The organism is Colwellia asteriadis (assembly GCF_039523295.1).
Classification (GTDB): Bacteria; Pseudomonadota; Gammaproteobacteria; order Enterobacterales; family Alteromonadaceae; genus Colwellia; species Colwellia asteriadis.
This window is the reverse complement of sequence record NZ_BAAAFA010000008.1, coordinates 95,250-113,797: the sequence shown is the minus strand read 5'-3', so window position 1 is coordinate 113,797 and position 18,548 is coordinate 95,250. Positions and strand designations below refer to the sequence as shown.

The window sequence follows — 18,548 nt, the reverse complement described above, 5'->3', positions numbered from 1 at the left end:
GAATTCGCTATTATCTTTCGCTAATAGGAACAAATTCACGGTTAATGTCGCCAGTATATTTTTGACGAGGACGACCAATTTTTTGACCAGGCTGAGATAACATTTCATCCCAGTGAGCAATCCAACCAACGGTACGAGACATAGCAAAAATTACAGTGAACATGCTTGTTGGGATGCCAATAGCTTTTAAGATAATACCTGAGTAGAAATCTACATTAGGGTAAAGTTTTTTCTCAATGAAGTATGGGTCTTCAAGCGCTACTTTCTCTAATGCCATAGCAACATCAAGTAGTGGATCTTTAATACCTAACTCTTTTAGTACTTCATGACACGTTTCACGCATAACCGTTGCGCGAGGATCAAAGTTTTTATAAACACGATGACCAAAGCCCATTAAACGGAACGGGTCGTTCTTATCTTTTGCTTTGGCAACAAATTCATCAACACGGTCTAAGCTACCGATCTTTTCAAGCATGGTTAAACAAGCTTCGTTAGCACCACCGTGTGCTGGACCCCATAATGAGGCAACACCGGCTGCAATACATGCATAAGGGTTAGCACCTGAAGAGCCAGCTAAACGTACTGTTGACGTTGAAGCATTTTGTTCATGATCAGCATGTAATGTAAATATTCTATCCATTGCATTGGCAATAGTAGGGCTTACTACATACTCTTCTGCTGGTACAGAGAACATCATGTGTAAAAAGTTTTCTGCATAACTTAAGTCATTACGCGGATAAACGAAAGGTTGACCAACACTATATTTATAAGCCATCGCTGAAATAGTTGGCATTTTAGCAATTAAACGATGTGCACTACGTTTGCGTTGTGCAGGGTCGGTAATATCTAAGTCACTGTGATAAAAAGATGACATAGCACCAACAACACCACAAACCATCGCCATTGGATGCGCATCTGGTAAGAAGCCATGGAAGAAATGCACGAGCTTTTCATGAACCATAGTATGTGTAGTGATTGTGGTTTTAAATTCGTCGTATTCAGCTTGAGTTGGTGCTTGACCGTTTAATAAGATGTAACAAACTTCAAGGTAGTCAGCTTGTTTAGCAAGGGTATCAATTGGATAACCGCGATGCTGAAGAATACCTTTGCCGCCATCAATAAAGGTGATTGCTGATTCACAAGATGCCGTAGCTAGAAAGCCCGGATCATAGGTGAAATAGCCATTACTACCTAAAGTTCTAATATCAATTACGTCAGTACCAGCAGTACCTTTTAAAATTGGAAATTCTCCAATTTCTTTGCCATCAATACTCAGAGAGGCTTTTGAGTCAGCCATAATGTTCTTCCCCTATTAATTATAATTTGTAATTCATTTACTAGCTATAAGTCAGATATTCCTACACTCCCAAGTATAGGATAGAGAATAGTATAGCTAGCTTTGGATGTTTCTTGGGTTTTTAAACTGCCGACATTCTACCCTGAAATGTATTTGGAATGTAAGAGTAATTATACTAAAGTTTAACACAGTTCGATCTTTAGGTTAAAAAAACAGCATTTAATTTTAGTCATAAGGAAAATTGTAATTAACCGTTATCGACTATATAATCTCTACGTTCTGTAGCTATTTCAAAAATAGATAAGCGATTGTATTTTCTTTGTCTATATTTAAAACTTAATACAAAGTCTAACTAGAATAGAACTATAAAGTTGGTTAGACTTGTGTGCGAATTGGTGCACTGCGTATAAAGTCAATAATGGGTAGTTACCGTTCGCTTCGGGAATTATTTTTGTTTGTTTTGATTGTTATTAGCCTAATTAACAAAGATAATTCATGAGTAACAATAATAAAAGTTGAAGGCTTTCGGGCTCTTTAGGCAATAATTGTGAAAAAACAACGTCCTGTAAACATAGATCTAACTACAATAAAGATGCACCCAGCGGCAAAGGCCTCTATTCTTCACCGTATTTCCGGTATGATAATGGTGTTTGCTATCGGTATCCTATTGTGGACCTTATCAATCTCTCTTTCCTCTGCTGAAGGATTTGCACAAATTCAAGGTTACCTTGATGGCATCTTCTTTAAGTTTATTATTTTTGGCTGTCTTTCTGCTTTAACTTACCACTTATTAGCGGGTGTTCGTCACTTGTTTATGGATTTAGGTAAATTTGAAGAGTTAAGTTCTGGCAATGCTACCGCGAAGTTAGTGATCTTTCTTTGGTTAGTAGTATCAGCAGTAATAGGAGTTTGGTTATGGTAAACGTCGTCGCATCTGTAGGCCGAAACGGCGTACATGATTTTATTCTGCTAAGAGCTAGTGCCATCATTCTTGCACTATATACCTTATTATTAGCTGGATTTTTTGTTGTAACACCGAGTGTTACTTTTGATGTATGGCAGAGCTTTTTTGCTTGTACCATTGTGAAAGTAGCAACAATTTTTGCGTTATTAGCACTACTTACGCACGCCCGCATTGGGGTATGGCAAGTGTTATCTGATTACGTGAAATCTGCATTTTTACGTGCAGCATTACAATTTGTATTTTCAGCGACTTTATTAGCCTACTTAGTATTTGGCTTATTAATTGTGTGGGGTGTATAAGTGAGCGTTCCAATTAGAGAATTTGACGCCATTGTTATTGGCGCAGGTGGCGCGGGTATGCGTGCTGCATTAGCAATTTCAGAATCAGGTAAATCGTGTGCCTTGATTTCTAAAGTATTTCCAACTCGTTCTCATACAGTATCTGCACAGGGTGGTATTACCGTTGCATTAGGTAATGCTCATGAAGATCATTGGGAACAACACATGTACGATACCGTTAAAGGCAGCGATTATATCGGTGACCAAGACGCTATTGAATATATGTGTAAGACTGGCCCTGAGTCTATTATTGAATTAGAGAAAATGGGTTTACCATTCTCTCGTACCGAAGAGGGCAAAATTTATCAACGCCCTTTCGGTGGACAATCTAAAAACTTTGGTGGCGAACAAGCCGCGCGTACTGCCGCTGCAGCCGACCGTACAGGTCACGCGTTACTCCATTGTTTATATCAACAAAACGTAAAAAACAAAACTAACGTATACAGCGAATGGTATGCCTTAGACCTAGTTAAAAATAGTGATGGTGCGGTTGTTGGTGCAACGGCTATTTGTATTGAAACAGGTGAAATTGTTTATTTTAAAGCGCGCGCAACGGTATTAGCTACTGGTGGGGCTGGTCGTATTTTCGCATCAACGACTAATGCTCATATTAACACCGGTGACGGTGTTGGTATGTCACTACGTGCTGGCATTCAAATGCAAGACATGGAAATGTGGCAGTTCCACCCAACAGGTATTGCTGGTGCTGGTGTATTAGTTACCGAAGGTTGTCGTGGTGAAGGTGGTTACCTTCTGAATAAAGATGGTGAACGCTTCATGGAGCGTTATGCGCCAAATGCTAAAGATTTAGCGGGTCGTGATGTTGTTGCTCGTTCAATGATGACTGAAATTCGTGAAGGTCGCGGCTGTGACGGTCCTTGGGGTCCACATATCAAGCTTAAGTTAGATCACTTAGGTAAAGAAACCTTAGAAAAACGTTTACCAGGTGTTTGTGATTTATCAAGAACATTTGCTCACGTTGATCCAGTTCAAGAGCCAATTCCTGTTATTCCAACCTGTCACTACCAAATGGGTGGTGTACCTTGTAATGTTAATGGTCAAGCAATTAATATTGCAGCAGACGGCACAGAAACTATTGTTGATGGCTTATTTGCTGTTGGTGAAATCGCTTGTGTATCAGTACATGGTGCTAACCGTTTAGGCGGTAACTCGTTACTTGATTTAGTGGTATTTGGTCGTGCAGCAGGTAATTTCTTAGGTCAATACCTTAATGAAACACAGTCAGGTGTTGATGCCTCAGAATCTGACTTAGAAGCTGCTTTAGCACGTACACAGCGTTGGGAATCTTCTACGTCAGGTGAAGACCCTGTTCAAATTCGTAAAGATTTACAACAATGTATGCAACTTAACTTCTCAGTATTCCGTGAAGGCGAAGCCATGGCGCAAGGCATGAAAGAGCTAACGGAAATTCGTGAACGTTTACAAAATGCACGTTTAGACGATAAATCATCAGAGTTTAATACTCAACGCATTGAGTGTTTAGAATTAGACAACTTAATGGAAACTGCTTTTTGTTCAGCAAAAGCGGCAAACTTCCGTACAGAATCTCGAGGTGCACATGCACGTCAAGACTTTACTGAACGTGATGATGATAATTGGCTATGTCACTCAATCTACTCTCCTAATACAGAAGAGATGACAAAACGTGATGTTAATATGAAACCCATTCACCGTGAAGCTTTCCCACCGAAAGCCCGCGTATACTAAGGAGCATTGCAATGAAACAGGTATTTTCAATTTACCGTTATAACCCAGACGTTGATAATGCGCCTTACATGAAAGACTACGAGCTAGAAGTGCCAGATGGCTCTGATCTTATGGTACTTGATGCGCTTATTCTTCTTAAAGAACAAGACTCTACGTTATCGTTCCGTCGTTCATGTCGTGAAGGTGTTTGTGGCTCAGACGGCTTAAATATGAACGGTAAAAATGGTTTAGCATGTATCACACCTTTATCAGAATTAAAGGCGAGTAAAATTGTTTTACGTCCTTTACCTGGTTTACCGGTAGTACGTGACTTGATTATTGATATGACACAATTTTATCAACAATATGAAAAAATTAAGCCATACTTGATCAACGATGCTCAACCTGCAGCTCGTGAAAATATACAATCTATTGAAGATCGTGAAAAATTAGATGGTCTTTATGAATGTATTTTATGTGCTTGTTGTTCAACATCTTGCCCATCATTTTGGTGGAATCCAGATAAGTTCATTGGCCCAGCTGGTTTATTACATGCGTATCGCTTCTTAATTGATAGTCGTGATACCGCAACAGAAGAACGTTTAGATGGCTTACAAGATGCTTACAGCGTATTTCGCTGTCATGGCATTATGAACTGTGTTGATGTTTGTCCAAAAGGGCTAAACCCAACTAAAGCTATTGGTCATATTAAATCAATGTTACTAAATCGCGCAGTTTAGTAACAATTAACTAGACTAAATAGTGCTTTAGTCTAGTTTACTTGATTAAATTATATGACAGAATAAACAGAGTATTTACTTTATAGTAGCTACTCTGTTATTTTATTTTTTAGGGTAATCGTTTGGTATATTTATCAAACAATTATATTTTTTAATTGCTTCAACCCAGCATAGGAACAGGGCAATGCCAGAAGGTGTAATGAAGGCTTGGTTAGAGTCTTCCCATTTAAACGGTGGCAACATCGCTTATATTGAAGAATTGTACGAATCATACCTAGATAATTCAGCCTCTGTATCAGCAGAATGGCAAGAAATTTTTAGTCAACTTCCTAAAGTAGAAGGTAGTGAAGTGGAATACCGCCACTCCGCTATTCGTGACGAGTTTAAGGTGCTAGCTAAACAGCAAAGTAAACAAGTTATTATTTCTGGAGGAGGTGACGCTAAGCAAGTTAAAGTTTTACAACTTATCAACGCTTTTAGATTTCGCGGTCATCAAAACGCCAACTTAGATCCATTAGGTTTTTGGCAACGCGACAAAGTACGTGATTTACAACTTGCTCATCATGACTTATCAGAAAACGACTTTGACAAAGAGTACAACGTAGGTTCATTCGCAAGTGGCGAAGAAACTATGAAGTTAGGTGACTTATTTAAAGCATTGAAAGCTACATACTGTGGCTCTATCGGCGCTGAATATATGCACATGACGTCAACAGATGAAAAGCGTTGGTTACAACAACGTCTTGAGTCGGTACAGTCAAAAGCACAACTTTCTGTTGATGAAAAAACTGAGTTACTTAAAGGCCTTATTGCTGCTGATGGTTTAGAAAAATACCTTGGTGCTAAATTCCCTGGTGCAAAGCGCTTCTCTCTTGAAGGTGGCGATGCACTTGTGCCTATGCTTAAAGAGTTAATTACTCGCGCAGGTGCTGCAGGTACTAAAGAAGTTGTAATGGGTATGGCTCACCGTGGCCGTTTAAACGTATTAGTTAATGTTATGGGTAAAAACCCATCTAAATTATTTGATGAGTTTGGCGGTAAACACGATGAAATCTTAGGCTCTGGTGACGTTAAATATCACCAAGGTTATTCGTCTGATTTTGTTACCCCTGGCGGTAATGTTCATTTAGCCTTAGCCTTTAATCCATCTCATTTAGAAATTGTTAATCCTGTGGTTATTGGTAGCGTTCGTGCTCGCCTTGATAGACGTAATTGTAATCAAGGTGATTTAGTATTACCTGTTACCATTCACGGTGACTCGGCGATTGCTGGGCAAGGTGTTGTACAAGAAACCTTTAATATGTCACAAGCACGTGCATTTAAAGTAGGCGGTACAATCCGTATTGTTGTGAATAACCAAGTTGGTTTTACAACATCAAATCAAGAAGATACTCGTAGTGGTGAGTACTGTACTGAAATTGCTAAAATGGTACAGGCACCAATTCTTCATGTTAATGGTGATGATCCTGAAGCCGTAATTTTAGCAACGCAAATTGCATTAGATTACCGAAATGAATTCAAACGTGATGTAGTTATTGACTTAGTTTGTTACCGTCGTCACGGACATAATGAAGCTGACGAGCCTAGTGCAACACAGCCATTAATGTATAAAATTGTTAAAAAACATCCGACTCCACGTCAACTTTATGCTGATAAGCTAGCCGCTGAAGGCGCGTTAAATAAAGCAAAAATTGATGAGTTAACAGCTTACTACCGTAAGTTGCTTGATGAAGGTCAATGTACCGTTGAGCAATGGCGCCCAATGACACAGCACTCTGTTGATTGGACACCTTACTTAGGTCACGAGTGGGATGATGATTACAAAAAAGAAATCTCTTTAGAAAAATTAAAAGAGTTAGCAACAAAAGTATCAACTTACCCAGAAACACATCCAGTACATTCGCGTGTTAAAAAGATCTATGATGATCGCATGAAAATGGCAACAGGTGAAAAACTACTTGATTGGGGTATGGCTGAAAATATCGCTTATGCTTCAATTGTTGATGCTGGAGAGCGAGTTCGTATTACGGGGCAAGATGCGGGTCGTGGTACATTTTTCCATCGTCATGCGGTATTACATAACCAAACTGATGCAAGTACTTATTTGCCACTGCAAAATATTCGTGAAGGGCAAGGGCCATTTAACGTACATGACTCAGTGTTATCAGAAGTGTCAGTATTAGCCTTTGAATATGGCTACACTACGGCAGAGCCGGCAGGTTTAACTATTTGGGAAGCCCAGTTTGGTGACTTTGCTAACTGTGCACAAGTGGTATTTGATCAATTCATTAGCTCAGGTGAACAAAAGTGGGGTCGCTTATGTGGCTTAACTATGTTGTTACCACATGGCTATGAAGGTCAAGGTCCAGAGCATTCATCTGCACGCTTAGAGCGTTTCTTGCAACTGTGTGCTGATCATAATATGCAAGTTTGTGTACCATCAACACCAGCGCAAGTATTTAACATGCTTCGTCGTCAAGTGGTTCGTCCAATGCGTCGTCCATTAGTGGTGATGTCACCTAAGTCATTATTACGTCACCCATTAGCGGTTTCTTCATTAGAAGAGCTATCTACGGGCGTGTTCCATAATGTTATTGGTGAAGTCGATGAGCTTGACTCAAGCGCAGTAGAACGTGTGGTATTCTGTAGTGGTAAAGTTTACTACGAATTACTTGAGCAGCGTCGTAAAAATGAGCTGAACAATATTGCGATTGTACGTATTGAACAGTTATACCCGTTCCCTGAGCAAGAGCTACAAGCGGTATTAAAAGAATACCAGCATGTTAAGCAATTTGTTTGGTGTCAGGAAGAGCCACAAAACCAAGGTGCTTGGTATTGTTCGCAGCACCATTTTAGAGCGGCTATCCCTGAAGGTACTTATTTAACTTACGCTGGTCGTCAAGCTTCTGCAGCACCAGCGGTGGGTTATATGTCAGTCCATGTGAAAGAGCAACAGGCGCTTGTTACTCAAGCGTTAACATTAGATTAACTTATTCTTATTGCGCTAATTTATTAGCGCACTTAGTGCATATAGTGCAAAGACAGTTTGTAAGGAATTAAAAATAATGACAACCGAAATCAAAGTTCCGGTATTACCAGAATCAGTTGCTGATGCAACAGTTGCTACTTGGCATGTACAAGTAGGTGAAAAATTTACGCGTGATCAAGTATTAGTTGATATTGAAACTGATAAAGTAGTACTTGAAGTACCTGCAACAAGCGACGGCGTATTAACTGATATTAGCCAAGCAGAAGGCGCAACCGTATTAGGTGATCAAGTTATTGGTACTTTCTCAGCTGGTGATGCAGCAGAAGCTCCAGCAGCCTCAGCTGAAGAAAAAAGTGCTTCAGCTGAAAAAGCAAGTTCTGCAACAGCGGTTATCGACATTGTTGTTCCAGTATTGCCTGAGTCAGTTGCTGATGCAACAGTAGCGACTTGGCATGTTGCAGAAGGCGATACAGTGAGCGTTGATCAACACTTAGTTGATATTGAAACTGACAAAGTTGTGTTAGAAGTTGTTGCTCAAGATAATGGCGTAATCGGCAAAATTATCCATGCTGAAGGCGATACGGTATTAGGTGCACAAAAAATTGGTGAATTAAACGCAGGTGCAAGTGCTGGTAGTGCAGCTACCGCTGCACCTATTGAAGACGCGGTAAGCTCAGACGAACTTGCTAGCCCATCAGTGCGTCGTTTAATGACTGAAAAAGGCCTAACAGCTGCTGACGTTACCGGCACAGGCAAGGGCGGTCGTATTTCTAAAGAAGACGTTGAAGCCGCTGCTAACAAGCCAAAAGCAGCTCCAGCTGCAGCACCTGTTGCTGCACCAGCAGCGCAAGAGCTAGGCGAGCGTACTCAAAAACGTGTTCCTATGACACGCTTACGTAAAACAATCGCAACACGTTTACTTGAAGCGAAAAACTCAACTGCCATGTTAACGACGTTTAACGAAGTAAACATGAAACCTATTATGGATTTACGTGCTCAATATAAAGATTTATTTGAGAAAACCCATGATACACGTTTAGGTTTTATGTCTTTCTACGTAAAAGCGGTAACTGAAGCGCTTAAACGTTACCCAGCAGTAAATGCATCAATTGATGGTGATGATATTGTTTATCACAACTTCTTTGACATCTCTATTGCGGTATCTACGCCACGTGGTTTAGTTACACCAGTATTACGTGATGCTGATCAACTAAGCATGGCAGGTGTTGAAAACGGTATTCGCGATTTAGCGATTAAAGGTCGTGACGGTAAATTATCAATGGCTGATATGACTGGCGGTAATTTCACTATTACTAACGGTGGTGTATTTGGTTCATTATTATCAACGCCAATTCTTAACTTACCACAAGCTGCAATTTTAGGTATGCACAAAATACAAGACCGCCCAATGGCTGTTGACGGTAAAGTAGAAATTTTACCTATGATGTACTTAGCATTATCTTACGATCACCGTTTGATTGATGGTAAAGAGTCTGTTGGTTTCTTAGTAACAATTAAAGAATTGTTAGAAGATCCGGCTCGTTTACTTTTAGATATATAAGCTAGTTAGTTATCGATACAAAAAAACATAGTTAGTCGGCTAGAGTATTAGCTCTTTTGACTACCGTCACTAGAGCTTTTGTACTATAATCGAGAAACTTTTCACAGGCTGTTCTTTAGTTTTGTCTTTTAAAGACGAAAGATAAAAATAAAAGCAGTCATCATTTACAGATAAATGGATAAAACACCATGAATTTGCATGAGTATCAAGCGAAACAATTATTCGCTGAATATGGTTTACCAGTTTCTGAAGGTTTCGCTTGCGATACACCTCAAGAAGCTGCAGAAGCGGCTGATAAAATCGGTGGCAATATGTGGGTTGTTAAAACTCAAGTACACGCTGGTGGTCGCGGTAAAGCTGGCGGTGTTAAGCTAGTTAAAACTAAAGACGAAATCAAAGCATTCGCTCAAAACTGGTTAGGTAAGAACTTAGTTACTTATCAAACAGATGAGAACGGTCAGCCAGTTGCTAAAATTTTAGTTGAAAGCTGTACAGATATTGCTAACGAATTATACCTTGGCGCAGTTGTTGACCGCGCAAGTCGTAAAGTAGTATTCATGGCGTCTACTGAAGGCGGCGTTGACATTGAGAAGATTGCTGAAGAAACTCCAGAGTTAATTCACAAAGCTGAAGTTGATCCACTTGTTGGTCCACAAGCTTACCAAGCACGTGAGCTTGGTTTCAAACTTGGTTTAAACCCTACTCAAATGAAGCAATTTGTTAAGATCTTTATGGGTCTTGGTAAAATGTTCAACGATTTCGATTTCGCGTTATTAGAAATCAACCCATTAGTTATTACTGATGAAGGTAACCTTCACTGTTTAGACGGTAAAATTGGTATCGATGGTAATGCTTTATACCGTCAACCAAAAATCCGCGCTATGCACGATCCATCTCAAGAAGATGAACGTGAAGCACATGCTGCACAGTGGGAACTTAACTACGTAGCATTAGATGGTAACGTTGGTTGTATGGTTAACGGTGCAGGCCTAGCAATGGGTACTATGGATATCGTTAATTTACACGGCGGCAAGCCAGCTAACTTCCTTGATGTTGGTGGTGGTGCTACTAAAGAACGTGTTGCTGAAGCATTCAAAATCATCCTTTCTGACAACAACGTTAAAGCTGTTTTAGTTAACATCTTTGGTGGTATTGTTCGTTGTGACATGATTGCTGAAGGTATTATCGCTGCTGTTAAAGAAGTAGGCGTTAAAGTTCCAGTTGTAGTACGTTTAGAAGGTACTAACGCTGAAGCAGGCCGTGAAGTATTAGCATCTTCAGATGTTAACATCATCGCTGCAGAATCATTAACTGATGCAGCACTTAAAGTTGTTGCCGCTGCGGAGGGCAAATAATGTCTGTATTAATTAACAAAGATACTAAAGTAATCTGTCAAGGTTTCACTGGTGGTCAAGGTACTTTCCACTCAGAGCAAGCTATTGATTACGGTACACAAATGGTTGGTGGCGTATCACCAGGCAAAGGTGGTCAAACTCACCTTGGTTTACCAGTATTTAACACAGTACGTGAAGCAGTAGAAGCAACTGGCGCAACAGCAACAGTTATCTACGTTCCAGCTCCGTTCTGTAAAGACGCTATTTTAGAAGCTATCGATGCTGGCATCGAGCTTATCGTAACTATCACTGAAGGTATCCCAACTTTAGATATGGTTGACGTTAAAGTTAAGCTTGAGCAAACTGGCGTTCGCATGATTGGTCCTAACTGTCCAGGTGTTATCACACCAGGCGAAACTAAGATTGGTATCATGCCAGGTCACATCCATTTACCAGGTAAAGTTGGTATTGTTTCACGTTCTGGTACGCTTACGTACGAAGCCGTTAAACAAACTACTGACGCAGGTTTCGGCCAATCTACTTGTGTAGGTATTGGTGGTGACCCTATCCCAGGTACTAACTTCATTGACGTTTTAGAAATGTTCCAAAACGATCCACAAACTGAAGCAATCGTAATGATTGGTGAAATTGGTGGTACTGCTGAAGAAGAAGCTGCGGAATACATCAAAGCTAACGTTACTAAGCCTGTTGTTTCTTACATTGCTGGTGTTACTGCACCAGAAGGTAAGCGTATGGGTCACGCTGGCGCGATTATCGCTGGTGGTAAAGGTACAGCTGATGAGAAATTTGCAGCATTAGAAGCGGCTGGTGTTAAAACTGTTCGTTCTTTAGCTGATATCGGTGTAGCACTTAAAGAAAAAACGGGTTGGTAATCAGCTTTTGATTGCAAACTGTTATACTTTTAAAGGTTAATAAAAACCCGCTATCTAGCGGGTTTTTTGTTTTTTGAAATTGATAATATTCTAGAATTAAAGACTATTCGGTAATTAGTTTTTGACTTAAAATGAAGCTTTATGAAAAAAGGTCAGATTGATTGTCATACATGGATTTTGCGTGTCGGTGTGCTTTGCCCTGTGTAGTTTCATGTGGACTTTGACCATTTAGAACCTCTATAACTGTCGGAACAGAGTAGCCTTTTATTTTAACTTCACCGATTTCATCTAATTCCCTCCTAATCCGTAAAACACATATAATACTTGTTCCTGCATGAAAGTTTAGTCCATCTATAAATATGGACTCTTTAAACTTTTGATCATACATATTAAAACTAATTGTTTGATCTTTATATATACCTTTCCATTTATAGTTTCCATCTTTTAGTACCGGTGAAATTAGTTCAATTTGTGCATTATCATCTTCTTCAGCTCTTAATTTATTCGTACTTAATATGAACTCTCTAAAAACTTGTCTGTTTATAACAGTTTCTTTGTGCAGAGGGATGTTAGAGCTATCGAGAACGTTGATGCTAACTTTCTCAATCCTAGAGTTGTTATTCAAGTGTGTATAAAGGTTCGATTTTCGTTTGATAATTTTTAGGTTCTTTGAGATTTTGTTAGCTGTAATTTGGGCTATCTCTTCTATGTTATCCTTTGCTTTTAATTGCTTTAGCTTGAGTTTTAACTCCTGAATTTGCAATTGTTCAAGCTCTTTCTTTCTGGCATTACTCTCTGGGTCATAAGTAAAATATATGGTCGTTAACAAGCCAACAGTCATTAATATTACTTGAAGTTGTGGGGAATTTTCACCCAGAGCTTTCCACTTATCTCGAAATCCCCCCTCGAGCGGAATTTCTGCTACGAGTTGTGTCTTGATATCAAGTATTGTTGCGACTTCATAAACTATAGCTAACATTTCAGCTTCACATTTATTTCTTGTGATCGCGTCAATATCATGGCTGTCATCATTGAAGTAATAGTGAAGTTCAAGTTTACTTATAGCTTCCATTTGAATACATCCTGTTAATACATATCTCTTTGTAACATATTCCCACATAAAGACTTTTCTGTTAATACTGTCTAAGTATACAGCTATGCAGGAGTGCTTGATATTATTGTCGCGGTGGCGACGGCACCCAAAGGGATACTGCCTCCGGCATCCCTCTGGACTCCCTCGGAGCTGCTAATCAAGTGTAGTCCTCCATTCAAGGCAATATTTTCGACGTAACAGCGCTGAACGGGCATCCATGCCCTACATCGCTTTGTTCATCATCCATGATGAACATACGTGAATATTGCCTTTCATTTCGGCACTTGATTCAAGCAGACTTGGCGCGTGTTGATAGGGTGGGGGAATATTAGAGAAAATTATTTTTTGTTCGAGCAAAGAGCTATGTGTTTAGTTAGCAGGAGAGTACCGTGTCACAAACTCTCTGAACCCATCTCAGTGAATGAATCGCTATTTTGAAAAAAGTGTCAGTCAAGCTGAGCCATGGATGGCGAAGACTGCCGCTTTTCATGGACGAATATCGGCAGGTATTGACTGTAAACTCAAAATGGCTATTCATGTTTTCACTGAGCTGGTGCTCCGTGGGGTTCCAAGGGGACGCCGGAGGCAGTGTCCCTTTGGGTGGAGTCGCCACCGCGACGCCAGACAGAGAAATAAACTCAAGCCATTGTTTTATCTCGAGCCAATGCAACGTCATGATGAACATACGTGAATATTGCCTTTCATTTCGGCACTTGATTCAAGCAGACTTGGTGCGTGTTGATAGGGTGGGGGAATATTAGAGAAAATTATTTTTTGTTCGAGCAAAGAGCGATGTGTTTAGTTAACAGGAGAGTACCGTGTCACAAACTCTCTGAACCCATCTCAGTGAATGAATCGCTATTTTGAAAAAAGTGTCAGTCAAGCTGAGCCATGGATGGCGAAGACTGCCACTTTTCATGGACGAATATCGGCAGGTATTGACTGTAAACTCAAAATGGCTATTCATGTTTTCACTGAGCTGGTGCTCCGTGGGGTTCCAAGGGGACGTCGGAGGCAGTGTCCCTTTGGGTGGAGTCGCCACCGCGACGCGAACAGTGAACCAAACTACAAACCGCTTGTAGTAAAAAATCAAAATAATTAATCGGTAGTCATTGACTGTAAACTCAAAATTGTTATTAATGCTTTTACTGAGTAGGGACTCCGTGGGGTTCCAAGGGTAGGTAAGAGCGGAGGCAGTTTCCTGCTCTTTTTGGGTGTAGTCGCCACCGCGACGCCAGACAGAAAAGCAAACTCCAAACAGGGCAACAAACTTGGATGACAAAACAAAAAAGAGAGCTTTCGCTCTCTTTCCCTAATTATCTAACTATTAGTTGTATTAGCCATCAAAAATAACAGCCTTATAATTCATTTTTACCCGATTGAATATTTTCATAAATAGCAATACCCGCGGCTCTTTTTTGCACTGTCTCACGTGCATCATTAACTGCTTGTGCATCAAAAGTATAAATTTCAGGGCTACTCGAATCACCGTCGTCTGAGTCATTTGAGCTTGAGGAATAAAACTCTTTTGCCTCTTTAGATGACTCAATATAGGTATCAACGGCATTCTTTTTAAGCTCGGCTTGATAAACCGCTAATCCTGCATCGACAGACTTATCTTTAATTGCTTGGTTAGAGGCTTGAATTTCTTCTTTATTAACAGGTGTACCCGATTGTTTAGCTTCAATAACTTCAATAGCGGTATTTCTTTTTACTGCTTTTTGCACAAAGCCTACATAATCCGCAGCACTTGAATTGATTGTAGTCATAGTAACCTTCTATTGTTATGTTCAACAATTATGCTTAACAATTTTCTCTAAAAACTATTGTTTAGTTTAGCTCAATAAATAAGCAAAGTAAAAAGCAATGTCGTTTTGGGGTTAGGTGTTTATTGAGCTAAACAACTCGATTAAATGCGAATAACAATTTTACGTTGGTATAAAAACAAGCAAATTACCCAAAAGATAAACACATGAATAATAGCGTAAACTAAGGAGGCGTTTATTGGGCTTAGCCACTGGCTCATATGAAAGAATAAAAAGTCTCTCATATCGCCGCTTTCATTGGCGCCAAAAGACATCGGAATTAGCTTATAACAATCGGTCCAAACCGCGGCAAACACGTAAATAAATAAGGGGTTCATACCGTAAATAAATAGTGGCTTCATCGCGCTTTGGTAGCCTTTAATATCGGTTAGCCAAATAAATAGTGCCAGTAACCACGTAGCCACTGCAGAGGTTACCAGTACATATGAGCTAGTCCACAGGTATTTATTTATCGGCATTGTGCTACTCCACACATAACCTACAACCAAAGCGATAGCGCCACTTAATATTAAACGTTTAATTGCTTGCTGTTGACTGGAGCATTGAGTGATCATTCGTGTGGCTTCAAAACCCGCTAAAATACTCACTAAAGCAGGTAAAGTACTTAACAAACCTTCAGGATCAAAAGCGAGACCTTTACCCGCCCACATATGTGAAGCACCCATTATTGCTAAATCAACACTACGTACTAAGTTATCGTTCAACGAGTAGGCACCATCACCAACGCTAGCCAGTAGTAGCCAATAACCAAGTAATATTACTACTGAAGCTAGCCAAATACCTACTCGATTTAATACCAACACCAATATGGCAGCAATACCGTAAGCTAAGCCTATACGCCCTAATACGCTCATAAAGCGCAAGTCGGCAAAGGTTTCATAGGTAGGAAAAGCGTTTAACGCTAAGCCGAGTGCAAAAATAATGGCAGAGCGCTTTATTATACGAAATATGGCTTTGGGTGAGGCTTTAAAATTGCTTTTGCGAAACGAAAAGTACATCGCAGAGCCAATAATAAACATGAAAAAAGGGAACACTACATCGGTTATTGTCCAGCCGTGCCATTGGGCGTGTAAAAGCTGAGGGTATACATGCGACCACGACCCTGGAGTGATCACCAATAACATAAGCGCGATAGTAAAACCTCGAAAGGCATCGAGGGCTAAGTAACGATTCATTAATAACATTCCTTTAAAAGCACTAGATAGACCATTGTGCTCAACAGTTCATAACATTTATGGCTGTACCGTATTTTTCTCAGCTATTATGTTTATAGAAAAAAGGAATATTTACAAGGGAAATCAATATACTATTTATTTAAAAACGGAACCTAGTATAAACTTTTAAACTAAGTTTTCATTTATTTTCGGAGACATTGTTGTCATCGCTAAATTATTTTTGATATTTTCTTCGATGATCTCATCGCGTTTTTCAGTTAATGCTTCTAAAGCTTGCTGCTTTTCTTCTGGGCTCATGCTTTTATCATTAGCAATTAACTCCATTTCATCTTCAATTTCTTGAAGCTTTTCACTGTCAACGCCTAACCTTTTATCTAATATACTTTGCATCATTTCACCAAAGCGGCTATCAGTTACTTTAGCCTCTGTAGCGTTTGGGTTGTTTGCTTCGTCAATTGCTGCTTGTTGCGCCAGCAGTGCTCTAGCGGTTTCAGGTTTCGTATAAGTAGGTGCACTTTCTTTTACGGTTTCACCACTTATCATTGCCAGTGCTTTGTCAGATAAGGTTAAAGTATCTTTTTGCCCTGGAATAGGGTTAACAATTGGAACTTGGTTATTAGAATCTACCCGTACAGTACTTTGCACACGAGCTTGTTCTACCTGTTGGGCGTAATTAGTGTTGATGATCATAATAAGTGTCCATTTATTACTGTGTGTAAATTGAGAAGTCGTAAATTTATTTGATCAAATAGAGCATAGTCTGTGCCAGTTTTAAATCGTTGATTTTATCATTAAATACTGAGCTTTTAACAAAGAGTAGATGTTGGAAATGAAAACGCTACGACAATATTGTTAAACAAGTGGCAATTTATTGCCAAATAGACAGATAAAGCGGCTAGAAATTTATTGGATTATGGTGATAATAAAAAAGCCGCAACAAGCGGCTTTAAAAAGTAGGCAACGTATAGTATTACTCTACTAGTTTATCGTGAGCCAATATTATCTAAAAAGTGAAATACTGTTTTTAGTTGCGTTGACGGTTTTCCACGCATACGATTTATTTACTACGCCGTAAGGAACGCCATTGACACTCCATTGCGGATTAGAGAAATAATCATATTGTGTAGCACTACCAAACACATGAGGATAAGCCATAATAGAAGCGAATGAGTTTTGAACCCCGTGACCCATTCCATCTACGTACACACCGCCTGAGGTATCACCTTGTTTTCTTGAGTGCAGTAAACCTTGGTTATGACCTAATTCATGAACAAAAGTGGTTGCGCCACAGTCAATAGCCGTAATGCTATACATTTTGCTATTTGATGAGCTGTATAATGAGCCATTAGCCCCTTGTCCTATCCAAGCTAAACCGCATGATATAAGCCCAGGTGTCCCTGCAGATTCACCAGTACCTAATACGGCAACCATATCGGCATTCCACTGATTACGTAAATTATGCACGTATGAGCTGTTTGTTACTGCATCTAGCCACTGGTTACTTGGCGTGATGGCATGATTACCTAAATTACTTTTACCTGCTAGGCGTAAAGTAATATCAATACCATTTTGGCGGTAAACCTGATTACTAAAAGCAATTAAGCTATTTATTTTAGTATCAATATTGGCGGTTTTAGCTGCCGATGAGTCAGTGTATAAAATCCCAATATCAATTGTTTCTGCACAAACGCTTACGGCAGGTAACGCTAAAGCAACACAAAGTGCCTTTAAAACATTATTATTCATTTTCTTTCCTCTTGTTTTATCGTTTTATTGTTATAGTTTTTTGGGGGCAAATATATCTTTGCTCCCTGTAGTCGTTGTATTTGAAGCAGCAGATTCAACGGCTTCAAATTCAACATGACTTCTGTACAGATCACGTTTGGCGGCTATCCAACCATACTGATCTTTTGACTCAAACACCCAGTTACCTGACACCGTGGTAAATTGGCCATATAATGCATCTTTGCCAACGGTAATTATGGTGTTGTGTAGTGAGTCATCTAAACCGATAATATTGCCAATAATGTGTTTATCACCATTGTCAAAAACCTCAACGTTAGTCACTTCTGCGGTAAAAATTTCATTAGTTTGTGGAATTTCTAAATCAAATGACTCACCTGCTTTTAGTGCTTTTAAGGCATTTAAATCAAATTCAATAAACTCAGCTTTATCTAAGTCCGCTGGAATAACTCCTGCATCAGTTAATACTTTTTCAGCAACTTCTGAACGGCGACTAATACCTAAAAAATCTTCCTTATTTTCAGCAGGTAGTGTGCTTTCCTCCATTGTTTTAGTCGCAAAGTGATTAGTTGAGGTGTTATCTTTAAGTGGCATGGCACTAGGCTGCGTAGCAAGCTCTTTATGTTCAATAGTGTTATCTAGTTTGGGCGTTATTTGCTTTGCTGTAGAAGCATTATTGCTTTCATCGGTTGATGACAAATAAATAGCACCGAGCAGACAAGTAGACAGCGTCACCGCGGTTATCAGGTAAGTTTGCTTTTTTCTCATTATATACTCCGTATTTAGGCAAGGCTTTTTTGGTAAAAGGCGCTAGACCATTACTGAAATTATTATTGTTATAGAATATTAAGTTTTATTATTTATATGGCGGTTTAAAAATGAACATCA

Annotated in this window: 15 protein-coding genes; 8 read left to right on the top strand and 7 right to left on the bottom strand. The window is 39.5% G+C overall.

Annotated elements, in window-relative coordinates; genetic code table 11:
- Positions 1 to 10: 10 nt before the first annotated feature.
- Positions 11 to 1,297 (bottom strand): citrate synthase, encoded by a 1,287-nt coding sequence (locus ABD005_RS12350; protein WP_215979054.1) that lies wholly within the window; start codon positions 1,295 to 1,297, stop codon positions 11 to 13.
- A 547-nt stretch (positions 1,298 to 1,844) separates the two neighbouring features.
- Between ABD005_RS12350 and sdhC the strand changes: the two genes are divergently transcribed.
- From sdhC to sucD, 8 genes are all read left to right on the top strand, one after another.
- Positions 1,845 to 2,219 (top strand): succinate dehydrogenase, cytochrome b556 subunit, encoded by a 375-nt coding sequence (sdhC, locus tag ABD005_RS12345; RefSeq protein WP_215979055.1) that lies wholly within the window; start codon positions 1,845 to 1,847, stop codon positions 2,217 to 2,219.
- Positions 2,213 to 2,560: a succinate dehydrogenase, hydrophobic membrane anchor protein gene (sdhD, locus tag ABD005_RS12340; RefSeq protein WP_215979056.1), complete on the top strand. Its 348-nt coding sequence runs from the start codon at positions 2,213 to 2,215 to the stop codon at positions 2,558 to 2,560. The genes sdhC and sdhD overlap by 7 nt, the downstream gene beginning before the upstream one ends.
- Entirely contained in the window at positions 2,561 to 4,327 is a 1,767-nt protein-coding gene (gene sdhA / locus ABD005_RS12335; protein ID WP_215979057.1) for a succinate dehydrogenase flavoprotein subunit, read from the top strand.
- Positions 4,328 to 4,338: 11 nt separating this feature from the next.
- Positions 4,339 to 5,046 (top strand): succinate dehydrogenase iron-sulfur subunit, encoded by a 708-nt coding sequence (locus ABD005_RS12330; protein ID WP_215979058.1) that lies wholly within the window; start codon positions 4,339 to 4,341, stop codon positions 5,044 to 5,046.
- Between the two features lie 184 nt (positions 5,047 to 5,230).
- A complete protein-coding gene (locus ABD005_RS12325) occupies positions 5,231 to 8,035 on the top strand; it encodes a 2-oxoglutarate dehydrogenase E1 component (protein ID WP_215979059.1) in 2,805 nt (934 codons plus the stop codon).
- 76 nt (positions 8,036 to 8,111) lie between these two features.
- Positions 8,112 to 9,596 (top strand): 2-oxoglutarate dehydrogenase complex dihydrolipoyllysine-residue succinyltransferase, encoded by a 1,485-nt coding sequence (gene odhB, locus ABD005_RS12320; RefSeq protein WP_343817758.1) that lies wholly within the window; start codon positions 8,112 to 8,114, stop codon positions 9,594 to 9,596.
- Between the two features lie 188 nt (positions 9,597 to 9,784).
- The gene (gene sucC / locus ABD005_RS12315) at positions 9,785 to 10,951 is read left to right on the top strand and encodes an ADP-forming succinate--CoA ligase subunit beta (protein WP_215979061.1); all 1,167 of its coding nucleotides are present in this window, start codon (positions 9,785 to 9,787) and stop codon (positions 10,949 to 10,951) included.
- Positions 10,951 to 11,823: a succinate--CoA ligase subunit alpha gene (gene sucD / locus ABD005_RS12310; RefSeq protein ID WP_343817756.1), complete on the top strand. Its 873-nt coding sequence runs from the start codon at positions 10,951 to 10,953 to the stop codon at positions 11,821 to 11,823. The genes sucC and sucD overlap by 1 nt, the downstream gene beginning before the upstream one ends.
- Before the next feature lie 139 nt (positions 11,824 to 11,962).
- On the opposite strand, the gene ABD005_RS12305 is transcribed toward sucD, so the two are convergent.
- The 6 genes from ABD005_RS12305 to ABD005_RS12280 form a co-directional block, all read right to left on the bottom strand.
- A complete protein-coding gene (locus ABD005_RS12305) occupies positions 11,963 to 12,895 on the bottom strand; it encodes a hypothetical protein (RefSeq protein WP_343817754.1) in 933 nt (310 codons plus the stop codon).
- Between the two features lie 1,379 nt (positions 12,896 to 14,274).
- The gene (locus ABD005_RS12300) at positions 14,275 to 14,685 is read right to left on the bottom strand and encodes a hypothetical protein (RefSeq protein WP_343817752.1); all 411 of its coding nucleotides are present in this window, start codon (positions 14,683 to 14,685) and stop codon (positions 14,275 to 14,277) included.
- A 140-nt stretch (positions 14,686 to 14,825) separates the two neighbouring features.
- Positions 14,826 to 15,917 (bottom strand): acyltransferase family protein, encoded by a 1,092-nt coding sequence (locus ABD005_RS12295; protein WP_343817751.1) that lies wholly within the window; start codon positions 15,915 to 15,917, stop codon positions 14,826 to 14,828.
- A gap of 165 nt (positions 15,918 to 16,082) precedes the next feature.
- Entirely contained in the window at positions 16,083 to 16,607 is a 525-nt protein-coding gene (locus ABD005_RS12290) for a hypothetical protein (RefSeq protein WP_343817749.1), read from the bottom strand.
- Between the two features lie 309 nt (positions 16,608 to 16,916).
- The gene (locus ABD005_RS12285; protein WP_343817747.1) at positions 16,917 to 17,663 is read right to left on the bottom strand and encodes a zinc-dependent metalloprotease family protein; all 747 of its coding nucleotides are present in this window, start codon (positions 17,661 to 17,663) and stop codon (positions 16,917 to 16,919) included.
- A 30-nt stretch (positions 17,664 to 17,693) separates the two neighbouring features.
- On the bottom strand, positions 17,694 to 18,428 hold the full coding sequence (locus ABD005_RS12280; protein ID WP_215979068.1) for a hypothetical protein: 735 nt from the start codon (positions 18,426 to 18,428) through the stop codon (positions 17,694 to 17,696).
- Positions 18,429 to 18,548 lie beyond the last annotated feature (120 nt).